The sequence below is a fragment of the Streptococcus cristatus genome (genome assembly GCF_008369405.1).
GTDB classification, from domain to species: domain Bacteria; phylum Bacillota; class Bacilli; order Lactobacillales; family Streptococcaceae; genus Streptococcus; species Streptococcus cristatus_G.
In genome coordinates this window covers 140,362-158,647 of the sequence record NZ_VSJJ01000003.1, presented here as the reverse complement: position 1 = coordinate 158,647, position 18,286 = coordinate 140,362, and the positions used below count along the sequence as shown (strand labels likewise).

Genomic DNA, 18,286 nt, shown 5'->3' with positions numbered 1-18,286 from the left:
GGTACTCTTATCATATCAGGGAATCTTCTTTTTGACTTCTAGAAGTCTCACATCTATTGTAACGCTACACTTCAATTTATACATTGACATATTTGTTCTAACAAGTCTTCGACTAATCATGATATAATAGAAAAAACTTTATTTATATAGAAAGAAGCTCATGCCTCTCCTCCAACGTACCATCAAACTAGCTCTTGCAACATGTCTTGCTGCGGCTCTAGCTGCTTTTTTAGGTCTAAGCAATGCTATATCAGCCGGTATCATTGCCATCCTCAGCGTTTCCGACACCCGCAGAAGCACTATCAAACTAGCCCGCAACCGCCTCTTTTCTACTATTTTAGCACTAGCCATTGGGAGTTTATCTTTCATCCTTCTAGGATTTAACCTTTGGAGCTTAGGGATTTATATCCTACTCTACGTTCCCTTGGCTTATCTCTTTGGCTGGGAAATAGGCATCACACCCAGTACAGTTTTGGTCACTCATCTGTTGCTGGACCATTCTGTTTCTTGGTCTCTTTTGGCCAATGAAATGGCTGTTTTCCTTATCGGAACAGGATTCGCTCTCCTAGCCAACCTTTATATGGCTTCGAACCAGCAAGACATCGAGAACTATCGTATTCAAGTCGAAAAGCAACTGAAGAAAATTCTGTTGCGTTTTGAATATTTTTTGAAAGCTGGAGACGGCCGAAACGATGCGACTCTAATCAAGGAACTAGATACTATCCTTCAAGGAGCCTTACAACTAGTTTATCTGGACCATTCCAACCATCTCTTTCATCAGACCAACTACCACATTCACTATTTTGAAATGCGGCAGGCCCAAAATCGCATTCTAGAAGACATGGCAGGCAACATCAACAACTGCCAGTTGGCAGCCAGTGAGAGCTTGATTTTGGCCCGTCTGTTCTCCAAGACAGCCCAACAGCTCAGTCAAGAAAATCCTGCTCACGAGCTGGTTGAAGAAATCGAAACCTGCTTAACTGTTTTTCGCGAACGCCCGCTCCCTAAGACCCGGCAAGAATTTGAAACTCGTGCCACGCTCCTACAACTTTTACGAGATTTAGAGACCTTTATTAAACTTAAAGTGGAATTTTATCAAAATTACCAAAAGGTACAAGCAAGTTAGCTCTGCGCTATTTCCAATAAATAATAAAAAGGAGGCTGGGACAAAAGTCCTAGCCTCTCAATTGTCTTTGGATTGTCGAGCAAGACGCAGTGGTTGAGTGGGCTCTACTACGCTGATTTTATCAGCTTTTACGANGGTTGAGTGGGCTCTACTACGCTGATTTTATCAGCTTTTACGACCCTACTCAACTGTGCGGAGGTGGGACGACGAAATCGAATTCTAACGAATTACCGATTTCTGTCCCACTCTCTTTTTCTCATTAATCAAGAGCAACCGCTCATTCTTTTAAGTGATAAGAATAGCTTGCAACCACGACATCCTCATACCATTTCAGATAGTATTTCAATTTCAAGCTCATCTGGTTATGCAGAACATTTTGCCATCTCTTTTTAGGTATAAACTGAGGTACTAGGACCGTCACTGTTCGGCCTTCTTTTTTGGCTCGTTTGGCCACTTTAATCACATACTGAACTGTCGGACTGATGATATTGCGGTAGCTAGTCGTGACTGTCTCAAAGCGAATATCTGGGAAGTAGTCAGCAAATTCCTCGGCGACTTCAGCATCTTTTTCAGCAGTTTCTGCTGTTGAAACATGCATTGCCACGACTTCATCTCCGATACTGCGAGCATAGCTCATCGCACCAACACTGACTCGGGTGACATTCCCGACCAGGACAATTACTGTATTACCAGTGTAGTTCTGACGCTCGATATGGTCATGCAATCTCAACTGTTTAGCGACTCTATTATAGTGCTGCTTGATAGATAAAAACAGCCAAGTCAAGACAATGATAATAGGGAAGAAAGGCCAAATATCTTGAAGACGGAACAAGAGCAAGATAAGAACAATCCCGTAACAAATGATCGCTCCAAGGATATTCGCAATCGAATGCTTCAAGAAATTATTTCCATATTTTTTCTTCCAATGGACAACCATACCAGTCTGTGAGAGAGCAAAGGGTACGAATACACCAATGGTGTACAGGGGAATCAAGCGCTCTGTATTTCCCTCAAAGATACACAAAAGAGCAATGGCACCAAAAGCCAAAGTGAAAATGCCATTAGAATAGCTGAGACGATCTCCTTTTTCCATGTACATATGTGGCATGTATTTGTTCTTAGCCATATTGTAGGAAAGCATAGGAAAGGCTGAAAAGCCTGTATTGGCTGCCACTGCTAAGATCAAAGCAGTTGACAATTGGAAAACATAGAACAAGATGCGACCAAGGGGAGAGCTTCCCAAAATCGCTTGTGCCATCTGAGCCAATATCGTTACACCTTTGACAGGCACGATGCCAATCCAATAATTCAAGAAGGTAATGCCCGCAAACATGATGCCTAGGATTAAAGCCATAATCGAAAGGGTAGCTGCGGCATTATGAGCTTTTGGTTTCTTGAAAAAGGGAACCGAATTGGAAATAGCTTCCACTCCTGTCAAGGAAGCAGAGCCGCTGGTGAAAGCACGAAGCAGTAAGATCAAACTTACTCCAGCAATCGGACTACCAATCCGCGCGGTTGCGTGATAGTCTAAATTTCCTGTCAAGACCTGCACAAAACCAAAACCAATCAACAATAAGGTGCTGACAATAAAAAGATAGACAGGAATCATCAAGGAAGTAGCCGACTCTTTTAATCCTCGGAGATTCATTAGCATCAACAAGAGAACTAGGAAAATGGAAATATGTAAATTGTAAGGATGTAAGACGGGAATTGCAGAGGTAATTGCGTCCGCTCCAGAAGCGACTGAAACGGCTACTGTCAACATGTAATCTACCAGCAAGCTCCCGCCAGCGATCAAACCTGCCGTTGGAGATAGATTTTCTGTCGTCACCATATAAGCTCCTCCTCCTTGAGGGTAAGCATGGATAACCTGACAATAGGAAACCGTTAAACTCGCTAATAAAACCAATACGACAATTCCTATGGGAAGCGACCACCAAATGGCGCCAATAGAAACAGAAGTCAAGACCAAAACAACCTGCTCTGGTCCATAAGCAATAGAAGATAAAGCGTCACTGGAGAGCATAGCCAAAGCTTGCATCTTGGTCAATAAATGACCATCCTCGCCCTCTTTCCCAGATTTTAATGGGCGTCCAATAAAAAAGCCTTTTAACTTGGAAAACATAAGTTCCTCCTTTAAAAACATGAGCCATTCTACTCCTTTTCGGAAAACATGTCAATACTTTTCCGAAAATAAATTTTCATAAATTTAAACTTCCTACTTTTTATCCAAATGCTTGATGAAAACCATCTCAATAGATATCAACACCATTCTCCAATCTTACTAGCAAAAATGAAGCTGAAGAGGATAGAAATCACAAGAGGAGGAGCCAGAAAGTACTCAAACAATCTATTTAAAGTTTCAAACACACTCTCCTACAAAATCTTCCATTTTTTTCTGGAGACAGCATGCTTGTTTATCAAAAACGAGCTTTATGCCAAGCTCGTTTTTGATATTTAAATTTCTTAAATTTTAGTGATTGTTCATAAAAGAGTTCTATCTCAGAATAAACAAGATGACAATGAATCAGAACGAAGCCTCTATCTTCCGAATACACCAGTCAATCAGCTCCTCCAGTCGCTCAATGGATTCGGTCATATGCAGGTAGCCCATAACCGCCTCAAAGCCGGTCGACATACGGTAGGTGACGATATCTGTATTCTTAGCCTTGGTATGGCTGTTGGCATTGCGGCCGCGCTTATAGATATCCTCTTCCTTCTCCGTCAGAATCCCTTCTTCCAGCATGAGAGAGATGAGATTGGCCTGAGCCTTGGCAGAAACATACTTGGTCGCTTCCCTGTGCAGCTGATTGGGCTTGGTCAGACCTTGAAAAATCAGGTGACGCCGGATATACATGGAGTAGACAGCATCTCCCTCAAAGGCGAGAGCAATACCGTTAATCAGTTTGACATCAGTCACGAGTCCACCTCACTCCGTCCTTGGTATCCAAGAGTTTGATACCCTGAGCGGCCAATTCATCCCGAATACGGTCGGCAGTCGCAAAGTCCCGATTAGCACGCGCCACTTGGCGTTCCTCAATCAAGCGCTCAATGTCCGCGTCCAAGACTTCTTCTACAAAGACGATACCAAAAACTTCTAAGAGCTTGGCAAAAGCTTCCTTAACTTCCGCGGTGTAGTTGCCAGAGTTGATCCACTTGGCTAACTCGAAAACAACTGTGATGCCGTTAGCCGCATTGAAATCTTCGTCCATAGCAGCGGTGAATTTATCCAGAAAGGCCTGAAGCTGAGCAGAATCTGCCTGACCAGTGAAAGGTTGCTCATAGGTATTCTTCAAATACTTAAGATTGGTCGCTGCATCATGAACGGCTTTTTCCGTGAAATTAATCGGCTTGCGATAATGCTGAGTAGCAAAGAAGAAACGCAGCACCTGACCATCAATGGTCTTGAGGGCATCATGAACAGTGATAAAATTGCCTAGAGATTTAGACATCTTGACATCATCTATGTTGACAAAGCCATTGTGCATCCAATAGTTGGCAAAAGTCTGACCCGTCTTGGCCTCTGACTGGGCGATTTCATTGGTATGGTGAGGAAACTCCAAGTCTGCTCCTCCACCGTGGATATCAATGGTAGCACCCAAAATCTCCGTCGACATGACCGAACACTCGATATGCCAGCCCGGACGACCTGCCCCCCAAGGACTGTCCCAAAAAATCTCGCCTGGTTTGGCAGCTTTCCAGAGGGCAAAGTCCACAGGATTTTCCTTACGTGCCGTTTCTTCATCTGTACGACCTGAAGCACCCAGCTCCAAATCTTCCAAGGTTTTATTGGCTAGTTTGGCATAATTGTGCGACTTTTCCACTCGGAAATAGACATCGCCCTCTGACTCATAGGCGTAGCCTTTGTCAATTAAGTCCTCCACAAAGCGGATGATGTTTCCCATAAACTCTACCACCCTCGGATGACGAGTCGCAGGTTTTACACCCAGAGCTGATACATCCTCACGAAAAGCTGCGATGTACTTATCAGCCACTTCTTGGGGTGTGATGCCTTCTTCCTTAGCCCGATTGATAATTTTATCATCTACATCTGTAAAATTGGAAATATAGTTGACTTCAAATCCCCGATACTCAAAATAGCGACGAACCGTGTCAAAAGCTACTGTTGAGCGGGCATTGCCGACATGGATATAGTTATAAACCGTCGGACCACAGACATACATGCTAACCTTGCCCTCCTCAATGGGCACAAACTCACGTAGGCTGCGGGTCATAGTGTCGTAAATTTTAATCAAGCGGTCCACTCCCTTCTCTATTTCTGACTTTTTCGGCTGAAAACCAGCTCTGCAAAAGGACCAAATTGTCTGAGGCTATCCAGTTGGTAAAAGCGCTGCCCTTCCTCTTGGGTAAAGAGGGGAACCCCCTTTCCCAGGATAAGGGGCGCTATCTGAATAATGAGGTGGTCAAAAAGATCCGCATCCAAGAGCGGTCCTACCAAGGAATTACCACCAATCACAAAGACATTTTTGCCTTTGTCAATCTTGTGAACAAAGTCCACCACATCCCCAGCTACTGGCTGGTAATTGCTGACAGGCAGGTGCCTATCATGCGTAAAGACATAGTTTTCCGTAGCTTGATAAAAACTTTCTACATCTTGCAAATCTTGAATTTCCTCAAAGGTCCGCTTGCCCATGATGGTGATATCCATTTGCCTGTAAAAGTCATCATAGCCTGTATCCTCTACAGAACCAAGCTGATGCAGCCAGTCTATCCTGTGCTGGCTGTCTGCCAAGTAGCCATCCATGGTGATACAGCCATAAAAATATACTGCCATTCTTGTAGTTTCCTTTCTAGTTCTGCTCAGTTCCTTTCTAGTTCCTTTGCTATTGCCAAAGCGATAGTGAAAAAAGTCATGGCATCAGCTGTCCGTTCTTCATGGCGGGCATCCCAGGTTCGATTATGATGATCCACATAGTCAGCTGTGTAGAAGAATTGATAGACTTTACTCTTGCGAAATTGGCTCCAAGCCATGATAGCTGAAGCTTCCATGTCCACCACTTGAGCTCCAACAGTCAAGCGACGCTTGACCTTATCAGGCGTTTCCCGATAAAAAGCATCAGTCGTCCAAGACTTGGTACGGATGTGCTCTATATTGTGCTTATCAAAAATAGCTTCCAGCTTAATCAACAGGGATTCGTCATAGGCGACTTCATCACCCGGTGGGGCATAGTGATAACTAGTTCCTTCATCTCGCAAAGCAGCAGCCGGCAGGATAATCTTGTCCGCCTCAATTGAACGATCCAAAACGCCACAAGAACCTAGAACGATGAAATTCTTGAAGCCTCTGGCCGCCAACTCCTCCAGCTGGCCGACTACCATCGGAGCTCCAATAAGCGCAGTCATGATCGCAACTTGATTTCCATCATAATTATATACATACCAAGGGAATTGACCGTTAAGATTTTTTAAATAGCCTCCTTGATAGACTTTTTCTGACTCAATCAAACGTTGTAGAATTTCTCCGTTAAAGGACAGAATGATAGTTTTACAAATCTCACCCTTGTCCATCATCTGCCTATCTGTCGGTTCAATAACTCCAGCTACATCTTCAAATTCCTCTAATAACATAACTTCTCTTTCTTTAGGACTTCAGCAAAGCCTCTTTCATCTTTTCTATTGAGTTACAGTTTGCCAAATTACTCCTTGGCAAGACCTCCTAAAGTATCTTGTTAGCTGTCCAAAATTGGCCTTTCTTAAAGCTCCGACGAATGGTGGCTGGCTTCGCGGGCATGCTCCAGCTTGTCTAGATAGTATTCCCGTTTCTCCTCTACCTCGTGGATGGTTGGCTCATCTTTCCGACCATGAACACGCACGATCTTAGCCGGAATTCCAACTACGGTCACATCACTAGGCACATCCGCCACGACAACTGCCCCCGCTCCAACTTTAGCATTTTCGCCAATTTCCACTGGCCCAATAACTTGAGCATGGGCTGATATGAGAGCTCCTTTACGAACCGTCGGATGGCGTTTCCCAGTATCTTTGCCAGTCCCTCCTAGGGTCACCCCATGATACAAGAGCACTCCCTTTTCAACGATTGCCGTTTCACCGATAACAAGCCCGCCACCATGGTCAATGAAGACCCCAGACTCAATCTGAGCGCCAGGATGAATCTCAATCTGGGTCCAGAAACGCCAGAATTGACTGTGCATGCGCGCCAGCAGCTTAAAGCCTCTCTTCCAGAGGAAATGAGAAAGACGGTGGGCTGCCAAGGCCTTGACACCTGGATAGGTCAGGATAACCTCCAGCGAAGTACGAGCAGCCGGATCATTTTCTTTTACAATCTCAATGGCTTCTTTCCACCAGCCCATCTTCTTCTCCTTTCATTAGGTAAAATAAGGGAGTAGGCTCCATACAAAGAACTTTGCAAGGTAATTGAGCCTGATCACTCCCTTTTCATTATTCTTCTGATTTAGCTTTAGGGGCTTCTTCATGTTTCTTATGAGAATGCCCTTTTCCCTGATGTGTGTCATGGTCTCTCTTTGGCTTGTCAGGCTTAGGCGGACGTGGCAAGAGAGCTTTCATAGAGGCATCTACACGGCCTTTTTCGTCAATCTTAATGACCTTAACATCAACAAAGTCACCAATTTGTACCAAGTCTTCGACATTGTTGGTTCGAGTCCAAGCCATTTCAGAAATGTGAACCAAGGCATCGGTCTTGTCAAAGAGGTTGACAAAGGCACCGAATTTCTCAATCCGAACAACCTTGGCGTGGTAGACTTCATCTACTTTGGCTTCACGAACCAAGCCAGCAATGATTTCTTTGGCACGGTTAATAGCCGCTTGATCGCTAGAGTAGATGGATACATTTCCTTCTTCGTCAATATCAATCTTAACGCCAGTCTCAGCGATAATCTTGTCGATAGTTTCTCCGCCTTTACCGATTACAATCTTGATCTTGTCCACATCAATCTTGATGGTGTCAATTTTCGGAGCAGTTGGAGCCAACTCAGGACGTGGAGCTGGAATAGTCGCTTCGATGACATCAAGGATTTCAAAGCGGGCTTTCTTGGCTTGAGCCAGAGCTTCTGTCAGGATTTCCGCTGTAATTCCTTCAATCTTGATATCCATTTGCAGGGCTGTAATCCCTTCGCGAGTACCAGCCACCTTAAAGTCCATATCGCCAAAGTGGTCTTCCAAACCTTGAATATCGGTCAGAACTGTGTAGTTGCTGCCGTCTGAAATCAAGCCCATAGCAATTCCGGCAACCGGCGCCTTAATCGGCACACCACCAGCCATAAGAGCAAGAGTGCCCGCACAGATAGAAGCCTGTGAGGAAGAACCGTTTGACTCCAAGACTTCTGCTACCAGACGGATAGCGTATGGGAATTCTTCCAAGCTTGGCAAAACTTGCTCCAAGGCACGTTCCCCAAGAGCACCGTGTCCAATTTCACGACGACCTGGTGCACCGTAACGACCTGTCTCTCCGACAGAGTATTGCGGGAAGTTATAGTGGTGCATGAAGCGTTTCTTGTATTCTGGATCCAAGCCGTCAACGATTTGCGTTTCCCCCATTGGTGCCAATGTCAAGACGGAAAGGGCTTGGGTTTGCCCACGAGTGAAGAGACCTGATCCGTGCACGCGAGGAAGGAAGTCAACCACCGCATCCAAAAGACGGATTTCATCGACCTTACGACCGTCAGGGCGGACCTTATCTTCGGTAATCAAACGGCGCACTTCCGCATGCTCCATTTGCTCCAAGATTTCAGCCACATCTCGCATGATACGGTCAAATTCCTCGTGGTCCGCGTATTTTTCTTCATAAACTGCTGTGACTTGGTCTTTGACAGCCTGAGTTGCTGCTTCACGCGCCAGCTTTTCTTCCACCTGAACAGCCTTTTGCAAGTCACTGTTGTAGGTTGCGACAATCTCTGCCTGCAGCTCTTCATCGACATGAAGCAATTCTACTTCTGCTTTTTCTTTACCGACCGCTGCAACAATTTCTTCTTGGAAGGCAATCAATTCTTTGACCGCTTCGTGCCCTTTGAGAAGAGCTTCCAGCATGATATCTTCAGACAGTTCCTTGGCTCCAGACTCTACCATGTTGATAGCTTCTTTAGTACCAGCCACTGTCAGTTCCAAAAGTGAAACTTCTCTTTGTTCCTTGCTAGGGTTGATGATGAATTCACCGTCTATATAGCCGACCTGAACTCCTGCGATAGGGCCATTAAAAGGAATATCTGAGATAGAGAGAGCCAGAGAGCTACCGAACATCGCTGCCATTTGAGGAGAAGCATCTTCGTCATAAGAAAGAACGGTATTGATAACCTGAACTTCATTGCGGAAACCTTCCGCAAACATAGGGCGAATCGGACGGTCAATCAAACGAGCCGTCAAAGTCGCATCTGTTGACGGACGACCTTCACGCTTCATAAAGCCGCCAGGGTATTTCCCAGCCGCATACATTTTTTCCTCATAGTTGACCTGCAATGGGAAAAAGTCACCCGTAGCCATCTTTTTGGACATGGTTGCCGCAGTTAAAACGGTGCTTTCTCCATATCGAACAACGGCGCTACCATTTGCCTGCTTTGCAACCTGACCGGTTTCAACTACCAACTCACGGCCTGCAAAAACGGTTTTAAAAACTTGTTTTGTCATAAAGACTCCTTGCCGAGCATATGCTCTAATTTTTTCATACGCCTTGGCTACAAAGATCAAGATATTAAGACCGTCAAAAGCTCATAGCATAATCACAGCTGACAACTAACCTTCTCAGGATTTTAGCTTTGATATCATGGTCTTAGTAGTTTATTATATCCTCATCTTTGTATCAAGCACGTACAGACCCTATTTTACCACAATTTCAGCCAAAAGAAAAAGGCCGGAAATGGCTTTTTTCTATAAAAGTGCTGAAAATCTATTTTTCTTTTTTCTACTCAGACAGCTAAAGTCATATTTCCTTAATTTTTTCCTATGAGCAAGGTATTCTGAAGGATTTTTTGCTATACTGAATATAGTTATTTAATCAAAAGGAGTAAACTATGGAACAAAAACATCGTTCTGAATTTCCAGAAAATGAACTCTGGGACCTAACCGCCCTTTACAAAGACCAAGAGGACTTCCTGCGGGCAATTGAGAAGGCCAGAGAGGACATCCAGAAATTCGTCCGTGATTACCAAGGCAAGCTTAGTACTTTCGAAGATTTTGAACGGGCTTTTGCTGAGCTGGAGCAGATTTATATCCAAATCAGCCACATCGGCAACTACGGCTTCATGCCACAGACCACTGACTTTGGCGACGAGAGCTTTGCGCAGATTGCCCAAGCAGCCATGGAGTTTGAGACGGAAGCCAATGTCGCACTCAGCTTCTTTGACGACGCCCTGGTCGGTGCAGATGAAGCTGTCTTAGAGAGATTAGGTCAAGAGCCCCATCTGACTTCAGCCATTCGCCAGGCTAAAATCAAAAAAGCCCACTATCTGGGAGCGGATGTCGAAAAAGCCTTGACCAATCTGGGCGAGGTCTTTTACAGTCCACAGGATATTTACACTAAGATGCGGGCTGGCGACTTTGCTATGGCTGACTTTGAAGTAGACGGAAAAGTTTACAAAAACAGCTTTGTCACCTATGAGAATTTCTATCAAAACCATGAAAATGCAGAAATCCGCGAAAAATCTTTCCGCTCTTTCTCAGCAGGGCTTCGTCAGCACCAAAATACCGCTGCTGCTGCCTATCTGGCTCAGGTCAAGTCTGAAAAACTACTAGCTGACATGAAGGGCTATGACTCTGTCTTTGACTATTTGCTGGCTGAGCAAGAAGTTGAACGCTCTATGTTTGATCGGCAGATTGACTTGATTATGAGCGAATTTGCCCCAGTAGCTCAGAAATACCTCAAGCATGTCGCAAAGGTCAACGGACTTGAAAAAATGACCTTTGCCGACTGGAAGCTGGACTTGGACAGCGAGCTCAATCCCGAAGTTAGCATTGACGATGCCTACGACCTGGTCATGAAGTCAGTCGAGCCACTCGGACAAGAATATTGCCAAGAAATCGCCCGCTATAAAGAAGAACGCTGGGTCGACTTTGCGGCCAATGCTGGAAAGGATTCTGGAGGCTATGCTGCTGATCCTTATCGGGTTCACCCTTATGTCCTCATGAGCTGGACTGGTCGCATGAGCGATGTCTATACTCTGATTCATGAGATTGGCCACTCCGGTCAGTTCATCTTCTCCGACAATCACCAAAGCTACTTCAACGCCCACATGTCCACCTACTATGTGGAAGCACCGTCTACCTTTAATGAGCTCCTGCTCAGTGATTATCTGGAGCGCCAATTTGACAACCCTCGCCAGAAACGCTTTGCTCTGGCTCACCGTCTGACAGATACTTACTTCCACAACTTCATCACTCACTTGCTGGAAGCTGCCTTCCAACGCAAGGTCTATACTTTGATTGAAGAAGGCGGAACCTTCGGCGCAAGTAAACTCAACGCTATCATGAAAGAAGTCTTGACGGACTTCTGGGGAGATGCCGTTGAGATTGACGACGACGCTGCCCTGACTTGGATGCGCCAAGCCCACTACTACATGGGACTCTACAGCTACACTTACTCAGCTGGTCTGGTCATCTCTACCGCCGGCTACCTACATTTGAAAAATGACGAAAATGGTGCCCGTGACTGGCTTGAACTGCTCAAATCTGGCGGCAGCAAGACTCCGCTTGAGTCAGCTATGATTATCGGAGCCGATATTTCAACGGATAAACCACTCCGCGACACCATCCAGTTCTTGTCAGACACAGTTGAGCAGATTATTGCCTACAGTAAAGAGTTGGAGGAATAAAAAACAGACTGAGACATTTTTGTCTCAGTCTGTTTTTACATAATTCAATAAATCTGTCCCTAAAATGACATTTGAAGCTAAATTTTTAAAAAAGTTTAAAGAAATATAGATAAACCAAAATATAGATTGTAAAACAGACGCTAAATATAAGCCACCTGATCCAGAACTGTGACTTGCTATAATTTTTAGCACGTAGGAGGCCAATAAAGAACCAAATCAGGCCCCAAAAAAACATTCCCAACAGTTGAGGAGCATAATATGAAATCAAAACCAAGCAAACAAGGACAAAGCTTAATACAGCCATGATGCTTTTTTCCGTTATTTGCGACCGAGGAATCATCCAGCCCACAAAGAAACAGAAAATTGGCACCGCAATAAACGGAGTAAAAACCATCAAAATAAAGCCAAACTGCGATAATGACTCAAGCATAAACAGCGCCCTTTCTATACCTTGTAATTTACCTTCTTCCTATTATAACCTAAAAATTTTATTTTCAAACAAAAAAACTGGAATATATCATTTTTCTTAAATCGATAGAGGACTAATGAGGCAAGCTAGGGGCGTGAGAGACACCAGCTACCTACACCTGAAAAATGACGAAAATGGTGCCCGTGACTGGCTAGAACTGCTCAAATCTGGCAGCAGCAAGACTCCGCTTGAGTCAGCTATGATTATCGGTGCAGATATTTCGACAGCTAAACCACTGCCCGACACCATTCAGTTCTTGTCTGATACGGTTGATCAGATTATTGCATACAGTGCTGAGTTGGGAGAGTAAATTAAAAGAGTCTGGGACAAAAGTCTAACCTTAAATATAAAAAGCGAACAAAACGAGTTATCTGACACTCAGAATACTGTCTTGTTCGCTTTTTTTCTAATCTATCGATTTTAAAAATTTATAATAAAGAATTCCTAAAATCAAAATTTTTGGTCCCGGCCTCTTAAATTATCCCCAAAAGCTATCTTCTTCAGCTTGATCTGAAGAGAAGAGCCAAACTTCTTTGATTTTTCCGTCTTCAATACGGAAGAGGTCAATCCCGTTCATATTGAGTTCAGTACCATCAGCACGTGTTCCGAGAAAAGTAACATTAGCTGCGATTAAATCCTTATTGTCAGAAACCCAATTTGTTATCACCTTAAAGGTTCCATTAGTTTTCTCAGCAAATGTAGCTAGGTGAGATCCTAGCTTGTCCTTACCAACAACTGAACCAGATATACTATGATTACCAGGTTGATGCCAGACAATATCATCTGCCATCGTTTCAAAGACACCAGGAAAGTCACCAGCAATTAAAGCTTGGTTATAAGCATTGAAAATTTCTAAGTTTGTTGACATATCTATTCTCCATTTCTTTTTTATGATATAATTGTAACAGTTACAATCGAAAAAACAAGTAGACACTTTTTCAATAGCTAGTATCAAAAGTAGTACTATTGTTGATACTAAAAGATAAATTTTTTTAAAAAAATAGAAAGAAGATATTTTATGCCAAATAAAGTGAGTGAGTATGGTATTTGTCCATTTGCGACAACGCAAAGGGTTTTAACAGGGAAATGGGCACTGGTAATCATTTATCAGTTGAGTACGGGTACCAAACGATTTAAAGAATTGCAGAGATTATTGCCTGGGATTACTCAAACTATTTTGACCCGTCATCTCCGTCAATTAGAAAAGGATAAGATTGTTCAACGAAAGGTCTATGCGGAAGTTCCCCCACGAGTTGAGTACAGCTTAACCGAAATGGGACAGGAATTCAGAGTTGTTTTAGATGCTGTCGAAAACTGGGGTCTGGATTATATTAAGTTGCTAAATGCTAATGAGATAGGCAACTGATAAGTCCCATAGAGCGAATGTATTTTTTATCGAATCCCTCAATTAAAAGACAGTAAGGCAAACCAGTAAATTTCCAATCAATTTTCTTGAAACCCTTTCCTTCTTTTGATAGACTAATACATAGTTTTGAAAAAGGAGACTTATCATGAAAAAATTTGTCGCTGAATTAATCGGTACGTTCATGCTTGTGTTCATCGGAACAGGAGCCGTTGTTTTTGGAAATGGTACAGAGGGTCTGGGACACCTTGGAATTGCCTTTGCCTTTGGTTTGGCAATCGTGGTTGCAGCTTTCTCAATCGGAACTGTTTCAGGTGCTCACTTGAACCCAGCTGTTTCAATCGCTATGTTTGTAAACAAACGATTGTCATCAAAAGATCTTGTAAACTACATCCTTGGACAAGTGGTTGGAGCTTTCCTTGCGTCAGGTGCGGTCTTCTTCCTCTTGGCTAACTCAGGTATGTCAACTGCTAGTCTTGGTGAAAATGCCTTGGCAAACGGTGTAACTGTCTTTGGTGGTTTCCTGTTTGAAGTCATCGCAACTTTCTTGTTTGTTTTGGTGATCATGACCGTGACTTCAGCAAGTAAGGGAAATGGTGCGATTGCTGGTTTGGTCATTGGTTTGTCATTGACAGCTATGATCCTTGTGGGATTGAACATCACTGGACTTTCAGTAAACCCAGCCCGTAGCTTGGCACCAGCTGTCTTGGTAGGTGGTGAAGCCCTTCAACAAGTATGGATCTTCATTCTTGCACCAATCGTTGGTGGCGTTCTTGCAGCTCTTGTTGCTAAAAACTGCCTTGGCACAGAAGAATAATAAACAAAAAGAGCCTTGCTCCTCAAATTGAAGAACAGGGCTTTTTCTATGCAAACAAAAAAGCACTCCCTTTTTGAATGGGGAGTGCTTTGCTTTTAACTCAATTCAGCAACGATAGCCTTGATTTGTTCTGCTGTGTGAACACCTGCAACTTGCTTGACCACTTGGCCGTCTTTTTTGAAGAGAAGGGTTGGGATGGACATGATTCCAAAGGCACGAGCTGTGTGTGGATTTTCATCTACATCCATTTTGACGATTTTCAAGACATCTTCTGAAAGTTCTTCAGACAATTTATCCAAGATTGGACCTTGCATACGACATGGGCCACACCAAGTTGCCCAGAAGTCTACCAAGACCAATCCGTCTTTTGTTTCTTGTTCAAATGTTGCATCTGTAATTGCTTTTGCCATTGTAGTTCTCCTTTTTAATTATATTGGCTTAAATCTTGTTTCATGAGATAGAAGAAAACATCTCCATAAGTCCCATGGTAGTCCAAATCATGACCATTGTAAGTTAATTTTTGCACAGTGTAGTAATCCGCGACACCGATCAGGCAGGCATGTTGAGAACGTTCAAAGTCTTCATAAGACTCGAAAGTCATCTTCCTTTCTGACTTAGCTGCGTCTAGATAGGTAATTTCAATCATAAGCTCTCCTTTTTGATTCAATTCGTAATTCTATGTTTTTATTGTAACTGATTATATTACAATTGTCAACTCAAACGCATCCGCCATTGTCAGAACTCAGATAGTCACCTTAAAATCATAATTTGTCAATCTTCTCCTTTTTGTTTGACTTGACCAAAGTACAATGCAAGAAGAAATCTGAAAGAAAAACAAGCACAAAGGCTACGTTTGTTTTTATTTTTGTGTTAAAATAAAAGGTATGGACAAAATTATCAAAACTATCTCAGAAAACGGTTCTTTTCGGGCCTATGTGCTGGACAGTACAGAGACCGTTCGGACCGCTCAAGAAAAACATCAAACTCAAGCAAGTTCTACCGTAGCACTCGGCCGCACACTGATTGCCAGCCAGATTCTGGCTGCAAATGAAAAAGGCCAGACTAAGATTACCGTCAAAGTTCTTGGTACCAGCTCGCTAGGCGCAATCATCACCGTGGCAGATACCAAAGGCAATGTCAAGGGCTATGTGCAAAATCCCGGTGTCGATATTAAAAAGACAGCCACTGGCGAAGTTCTAGTTGGCCCTTTTGTCGGCCAAGGCGAATTCCTCGTCATCACGGACTATGGTACTGGCAATCCTTACAACTCCATGACGCCACTCATCTCTGGCGAAATCGGCGAAGACCTGGCCTTTTATCTGACTGAGAGCCAGCAAACTCCTTCTGCCGTTGGCCTCAATGTTCTCTTGGATCAGCATGATAAAGTCAAGGTTGCCGGCGGTTTCTTGGTACAAGTTCTGCCTGGTGCCAAGGAAGCTGAAATCGCCCGCTTTGAGAAGCGGATCCAAGAAATGCCTGCTATCTCAAGACTGCTGGAATCCGATGACCATATCGAAGCTCTGCTGGCTGCCATCTATGGTGATGAGCCATACAAACGCTTGTCTGAAGAGGAAATTCGCTTCCAGTGTGATTGCAGCAAAGAGCGCTTCATGAATGCCTTGGCTACTCTGCCAAAGGCTGACTTAGAAGAGATGCGTGATCAAGACCACGGGGCTGAAATCATCTGTCAATTCTGCCAGACAGCCTACCACTTTGACCAAAATGACTTGGAGGAACTGATTCGTGACAAATCTTAATACCCCTTTTATGATTGGAAATGTTGAAATTCCTAACCGTACGGTTCTGGCGCCTATGGCCGGCGTAACCAACTCTGCTTTCCGAACCATTGCCAAAGAGCTGGGAGCAGGCCTGGTCGTTATGGAAATGGTCTCTGACAAGGGCATCCAATACAACAACGAAAAAACCCTCCACATGCTTCACATTGATGAGGGTGAAAATCCAGTCTCTATCCAGCTTTTCGGAAGCGACGAGGACAGTTTGGCTCGCGCAGCGGAATTTATTCAAGAAAACACCAAGACAGATATCGTCGATATCAACATGGGCTGCCCGGTCAACAAAATCGTCAAAAACGAAGCTGGCGCTATGTGGCTCAAGGATCCTGAAAAAATCTATAAAATCATCAACAAGGTTCAGTCCGTTTTGGATATCCCTCTGACAGTCAAGATGCGGACGGGTTGGTCCGACAGCTCACTGGCTGTAGAAAATGCTCTGGCAGCCGAAGCAGCTGGCGTTTCAGCCTTGGCCATGCATGGCCGTACCCGTGAACAAATGTATACAGGCCACGCAGACCTTGAGACCTTGCACGATGTAGCCCAAGCTTTGACCAAGATTCCATTTATCGCAAATGGTGACATCCGTACGGTCCAAGAAGCCAAACAGCGTATCGAAGAAGTCGGGGCTGACGCTGTTATGATTGGTCGCGCAGCCATGGGTAATCCCTACCTCTTCAACCAGATCAACCACTACTTTGAAACTGGAGAAATTCTCCCTGATTTGACTTTCGAGGACAAGATGAAAATCGCCTACGAACATTTGAAACGATTGATTAACCTCAAAGGAGAAAACGTAGCCGTTCGTGAATTCCGCGGACTCGCTCCTCACTACCTTCGTGGAACATCTGGTGCAGCTAAACTTCGCGGTGCCATTTCAAAGGCCAGCACATTGGCAGAGATCGAGGAACTCTTGCAACTCCAACATTAAAGAAATAAAAATGAGAGTGGGACAGAAATCGGTAATTCGTTAGAATTCGATTTCGTCGTCCCACCTCCGCACAGTTGAGTAGGGCTGTAAAAGCTGATGAAATCAGCCTAGTAGAGCCCACTCAACCACTGCGTCTTGCTCGACAATCCAAAGACAATTGAGAGGCTAGGACTTTTGTCCCAGCCTCTTTTTTTTGCAAATTTCTTCTCACTTATTTGATCAATTGAACACTAGCTACTTTACCGTCAGCGCCAGTAGTGATTTGGATGCCCAATTTAGGAGCAGATGGCTCAGCAGAACCCAGCTGAGCTGTATAGCGACCATCATCCAAAGTATAGGCATATGAAGCAACATGGTAAGTATTGACAGTTCCATTTGCTGACTTGACACTAAACTGTCCGCCTGCTGAAACAGTCACTGTACTGCCTCCTGCATCCGTCCAACTACCAGCAGCTGCAGAGAAATCTCCATCGACCATATTCAAAACGCCTTTATAACGAGCATTTGTTTCTGCCTGCTTGTTTTGAAGCTGACGATCAGTAGCTGGATTTTGAGCTGGTTGACTCGGTTGGGCTGGCTGAGTTGCTTGATTTGGTTTAGTTGGTTGAGTCGGCGTATTTTGTTGACTAGGAGCTTGTTGAGATTGGCTTGGTTGAGCCTGTGTATTTTGTTGACTTTGAACTTGCTGATCCACTCCTTGTTGTGTTTGATTTTGTGAAGGTTGAACGGATTCCACAGCTTTCTGTACTTGTTCTGCTTGCCCTACTGTTTCATTTGAAGAAGCATTGCTGCTGGCTTTTGGAGCGCTGCTAGCTTTGCTAGATGAAGCAACTTTAGAGCTAGAAGAAGTTTGTACTGTCTTATTAGCACTTGTGCTAGTCTTGCTTTCTTCTTTGTGACCACAAGCCCCTAAAAGTAAGCTAGAAGCTAGAACAGTAGCAGCCATCAATTTTGTATAAGTCTTAGTTTTCATCTTTTCTTCTCCTTTGTA

General features: G+C 44.0%; 18 protein-coding genes and 1 pseudogene. 7 read left to right on the top strand and 12 right to left on the bottom strand.

The genetic code is table 11. From position 1 onward, the window contains the following. The first annotated feature begins 160 nt into the window (after positions 1-160). Entirely contained in the window at positions 161-1,126 is a 966-nt protein-coding gene (locus tag FXF62_RS04635) for an aromatic acid exporter family protein (protein ID WP_149517840.1), read from the top strand. Between the two features lie 277 nt (positions 1,127-1,403). Here the strand turns inward: FXF62_RS04635 and FXF62_RS04625 are convergent, their stop codons facing one another. The 7 genes from FXF62_RS04625 to pnp form a co-directional block, all read right to left on the bottom strand. Then, positions 1,404-3,251 carry an APC family permease gene (locus FXF62_RS04625; RefSeq protein WP_149517839.1) on the bottom strand — a complete coding sequence of 616 codons (1,848 nt, stop codon included), beginning with the start codon at positions 3,249-3,251 and terminating at the stop codon, positions 1,404-1,406. A 402-nt stretch (positions 3,252-3,653) separates the two neighbouring features. Beyond that, complete coding sequence (locus tag FXF62_RS04620; protein ID WP_149517838.1) at positions 3,654-4,046, bottom strand: Mini-ribonuclease 3; 393 nt, start codon at positions 4,044-4,046, stop codon at positions 3,654-3,656. Further along, positions 4,039-5,382 carry a cysteine--tRNA ligase gene (gene cysS / locus FXF62_RS04615; RefSeq protein WP_149517837.1) on the bottom strand — a complete coding sequence of 448 codons (1,344 nt, stop codon included), beginning with the start codon at positions 5,380-5,382 and terminating at the stop codon, positions 4,039-4,041. Before cysS ends, FXF62_RS04620 begins: the two co-directional genes overlap by 8 nt. Before the next feature lie 17 nt (positions 5,383-5,399). After that, positions 5,400-5,921, bottom strand: a complete 522-nt coding sequence (locus FXF62_RS04610) for a dihydrofolate reductase family protein (RefSeq protein ID WP_149517836.1) — start codon at positions 5,919-5,921, stop codon at positions 5,400-5,402. Positions 5,922-5,947: 26 nt separating this feature from the next. Further along, positions 5,948-6,715 (bottom strand): nucleoside phosphorylase, encoded by a 768-nt coding sequence (locus FXF62_RS04605; protein ID WP_149517835.1) that lies wholly within the window; start codon positions 6,713-6,715, stop codon positions 5,948-5,950. A 125-nt stretch (positions 6,716-6,840) separates the two neighbouring features. Next, positions 6,841-7,458 (bottom strand): serine O-acetyltransferase, encoded by a 618-nt coding sequence (gene cysE / locus FXF62_RS04600; protein WP_149517834.1) that lies wholly within the window; start codon positions 7,456-7,458, stop codon positions 6,841-6,843. An 88-nt stretch (positions 7,459-7,546) separates the two neighbouring features. Continuing rightward, positions 7,547-9,745, bottom strand: a complete 2,199-nt coding sequence (gene pnp, locus FXF62_RS04595) for a polyribonucleotide nucleotidyltransferase (protein ID WP_149517833.1) — start codon at positions 9,743-9,745, stop codon at positions 7,547-7,549. Positions 9,746-10,128: 383 nt separating this feature from the next. Here pnp and pepF point away from each other — a divergent pair, with 383 nt between their 5' ends. After that, on the top strand, positions 10,129-11,925 hold the full coding sequence (pepF, locus tag FXF62_RS04590; protein ID WP_149517832.1) for an oligoendopeptidase F: 1,797 nt from the start codon (positions 10,129-10,131) through the stop codon (positions 11,923-11,925). An 85-nt stretch (positions 11,926-12,010) separates the two neighbouring features. On the opposite strand, the gene FXF62_RS10855 is transcribed toward pepF, so the two are convergent. Then, complete coding sequence (locus FXF62_RS10855; protein WP_149517831.1) at positions 12,011-12,355, bottom strand: hypothetical protein; 345 nt, start codon at positions 12,353-12,355, stop codon at positions 12,011-12,013. A 145-nt stretch (positions 12,356-12,500) separates the two neighbouring features. On the opposite strand from FXF62_RS10855, the pseudogene FXF62_RS04580 reads away from it, so the two are divergent. Beyond that, a pseudogene (locus FXF62_RS04580) lies at positions 12,501-12,704 on the top strand (oligoendopeptidase F); the annotation flags it as partial. A 168-nt stretch (positions 12,705-12,872) separates the two neighbouring features. On the opposite strand, the gene FXF62_RS04575 reads toward FXF62_RS04580, so the two are convergent. Then, complete coding sequence (locus FXF62_RS04575; protein WP_000106199.1) at positions 12,873-13,262, bottom strand: nuclear transport factor 2 family protein; 390 nt, start codon at positions 13,260-13,262, stop codon at positions 12,873-12,875. A 150-nt stretch (positions 13,263-13,412) separates the two neighbouring features. Here FXF62_RS04575 and FXF62_RS04570 point away from each other — a divergent pair, with 150 nt between their 5' ends. Together FXF62_RS04570 and FXF62_RS04565 are read left to right on the top strand one after the other, a co-directional pair. Further along, complete coding sequence (locus FXF62_RS04570; protein WP_001133065.1) at positions 13,413-13,760, top strand: winged helix-turn-helix transcriptional regulator; 348 nt, start codon at positions 13,413-13,415, stop codon at positions 13,758-13,760. A gap of 145 nt (positions 13,761-13,905) precedes the next feature. Continuing rightward, positions 13,906-14,574, top strand: coding sequence for an MIP/aquaporin family protein (locus FXF62_RS04565; RefSeq protein ID WP_149517830.1), 669 nt, complete (start codon positions 13,906-13,908; stop codon positions 14,572-14,574). A gap of 95 nt (positions 14,575-14,669) precedes the next feature. Here FXF62_RS04565 and trxA read toward each other — a convergent pair whose 3' ends face one another. Further along, on the bottom strand, positions 14,670-14,984 hold the full coding sequence (gene trxA, locus FXF62_RS04560; RefSeq protein ID WP_149517829.1) for a thioredoxin: 315 nt from the start codon (positions 14,982-14,984) through the stop codon (positions 14,670-14,672). Positions 14,985-14,998: 14 nt separating this feature from the next. Further along, on the bottom strand, positions 14,999-15,220 hold the full coding sequence (locus tag FXF62_RS04555) for a DUF4649 family protein (protein WP_062123090.1): 222 nt from the start codon (positions 15,218-15,220) through the stop codon (positions 14,999-15,001). Positions 15,221-15,458: 238 nt separating this feature from the next. On the opposite strand from FXF62_RS04555, the gene hslO reads away from it, so the two are divergent. Further along, positions 15,459-16,331, top strand: coding sequence for an Hsp33 family molecular chaperone HslO (gene hslO / locus FXF62_RS04550; RefSeq protein WP_149517828.1), 873 nt, complete (start codon positions 15,459-15,461; stop codon positions 16,329-16,331). After that, positions 16,318-17,295: a tRNA dihydrouridine synthase DusB gene (gene dusB / locus FXF62_RS04545; protein WP_149517827.1), complete on the top strand. Its 978-nt coding sequence runs from the start codon at positions 16,318-16,320 to the stop codon at positions 17,293-17,295. The genes hslO and dusB overlap by 14 nt, the downstream gene beginning before the upstream one ends. 211 nt (positions 17,296-17,506) lie before the next feature. On the opposite strand, the gene FXF62_RS04535 is transcribed toward dusB, so the two are convergent. Beyond that, positions 17,507-18,268, bottom strand: coding sequence for a hypothetical protein (locus tag FXF62_RS04535; protein WP_149517826.1), 762 nt, complete (start codon positions 18,266-18,268; stop codon positions 17,507-17,509). Between the last annotated feature and the right edge of the window lie 18 nt (positions 18,269-18,286).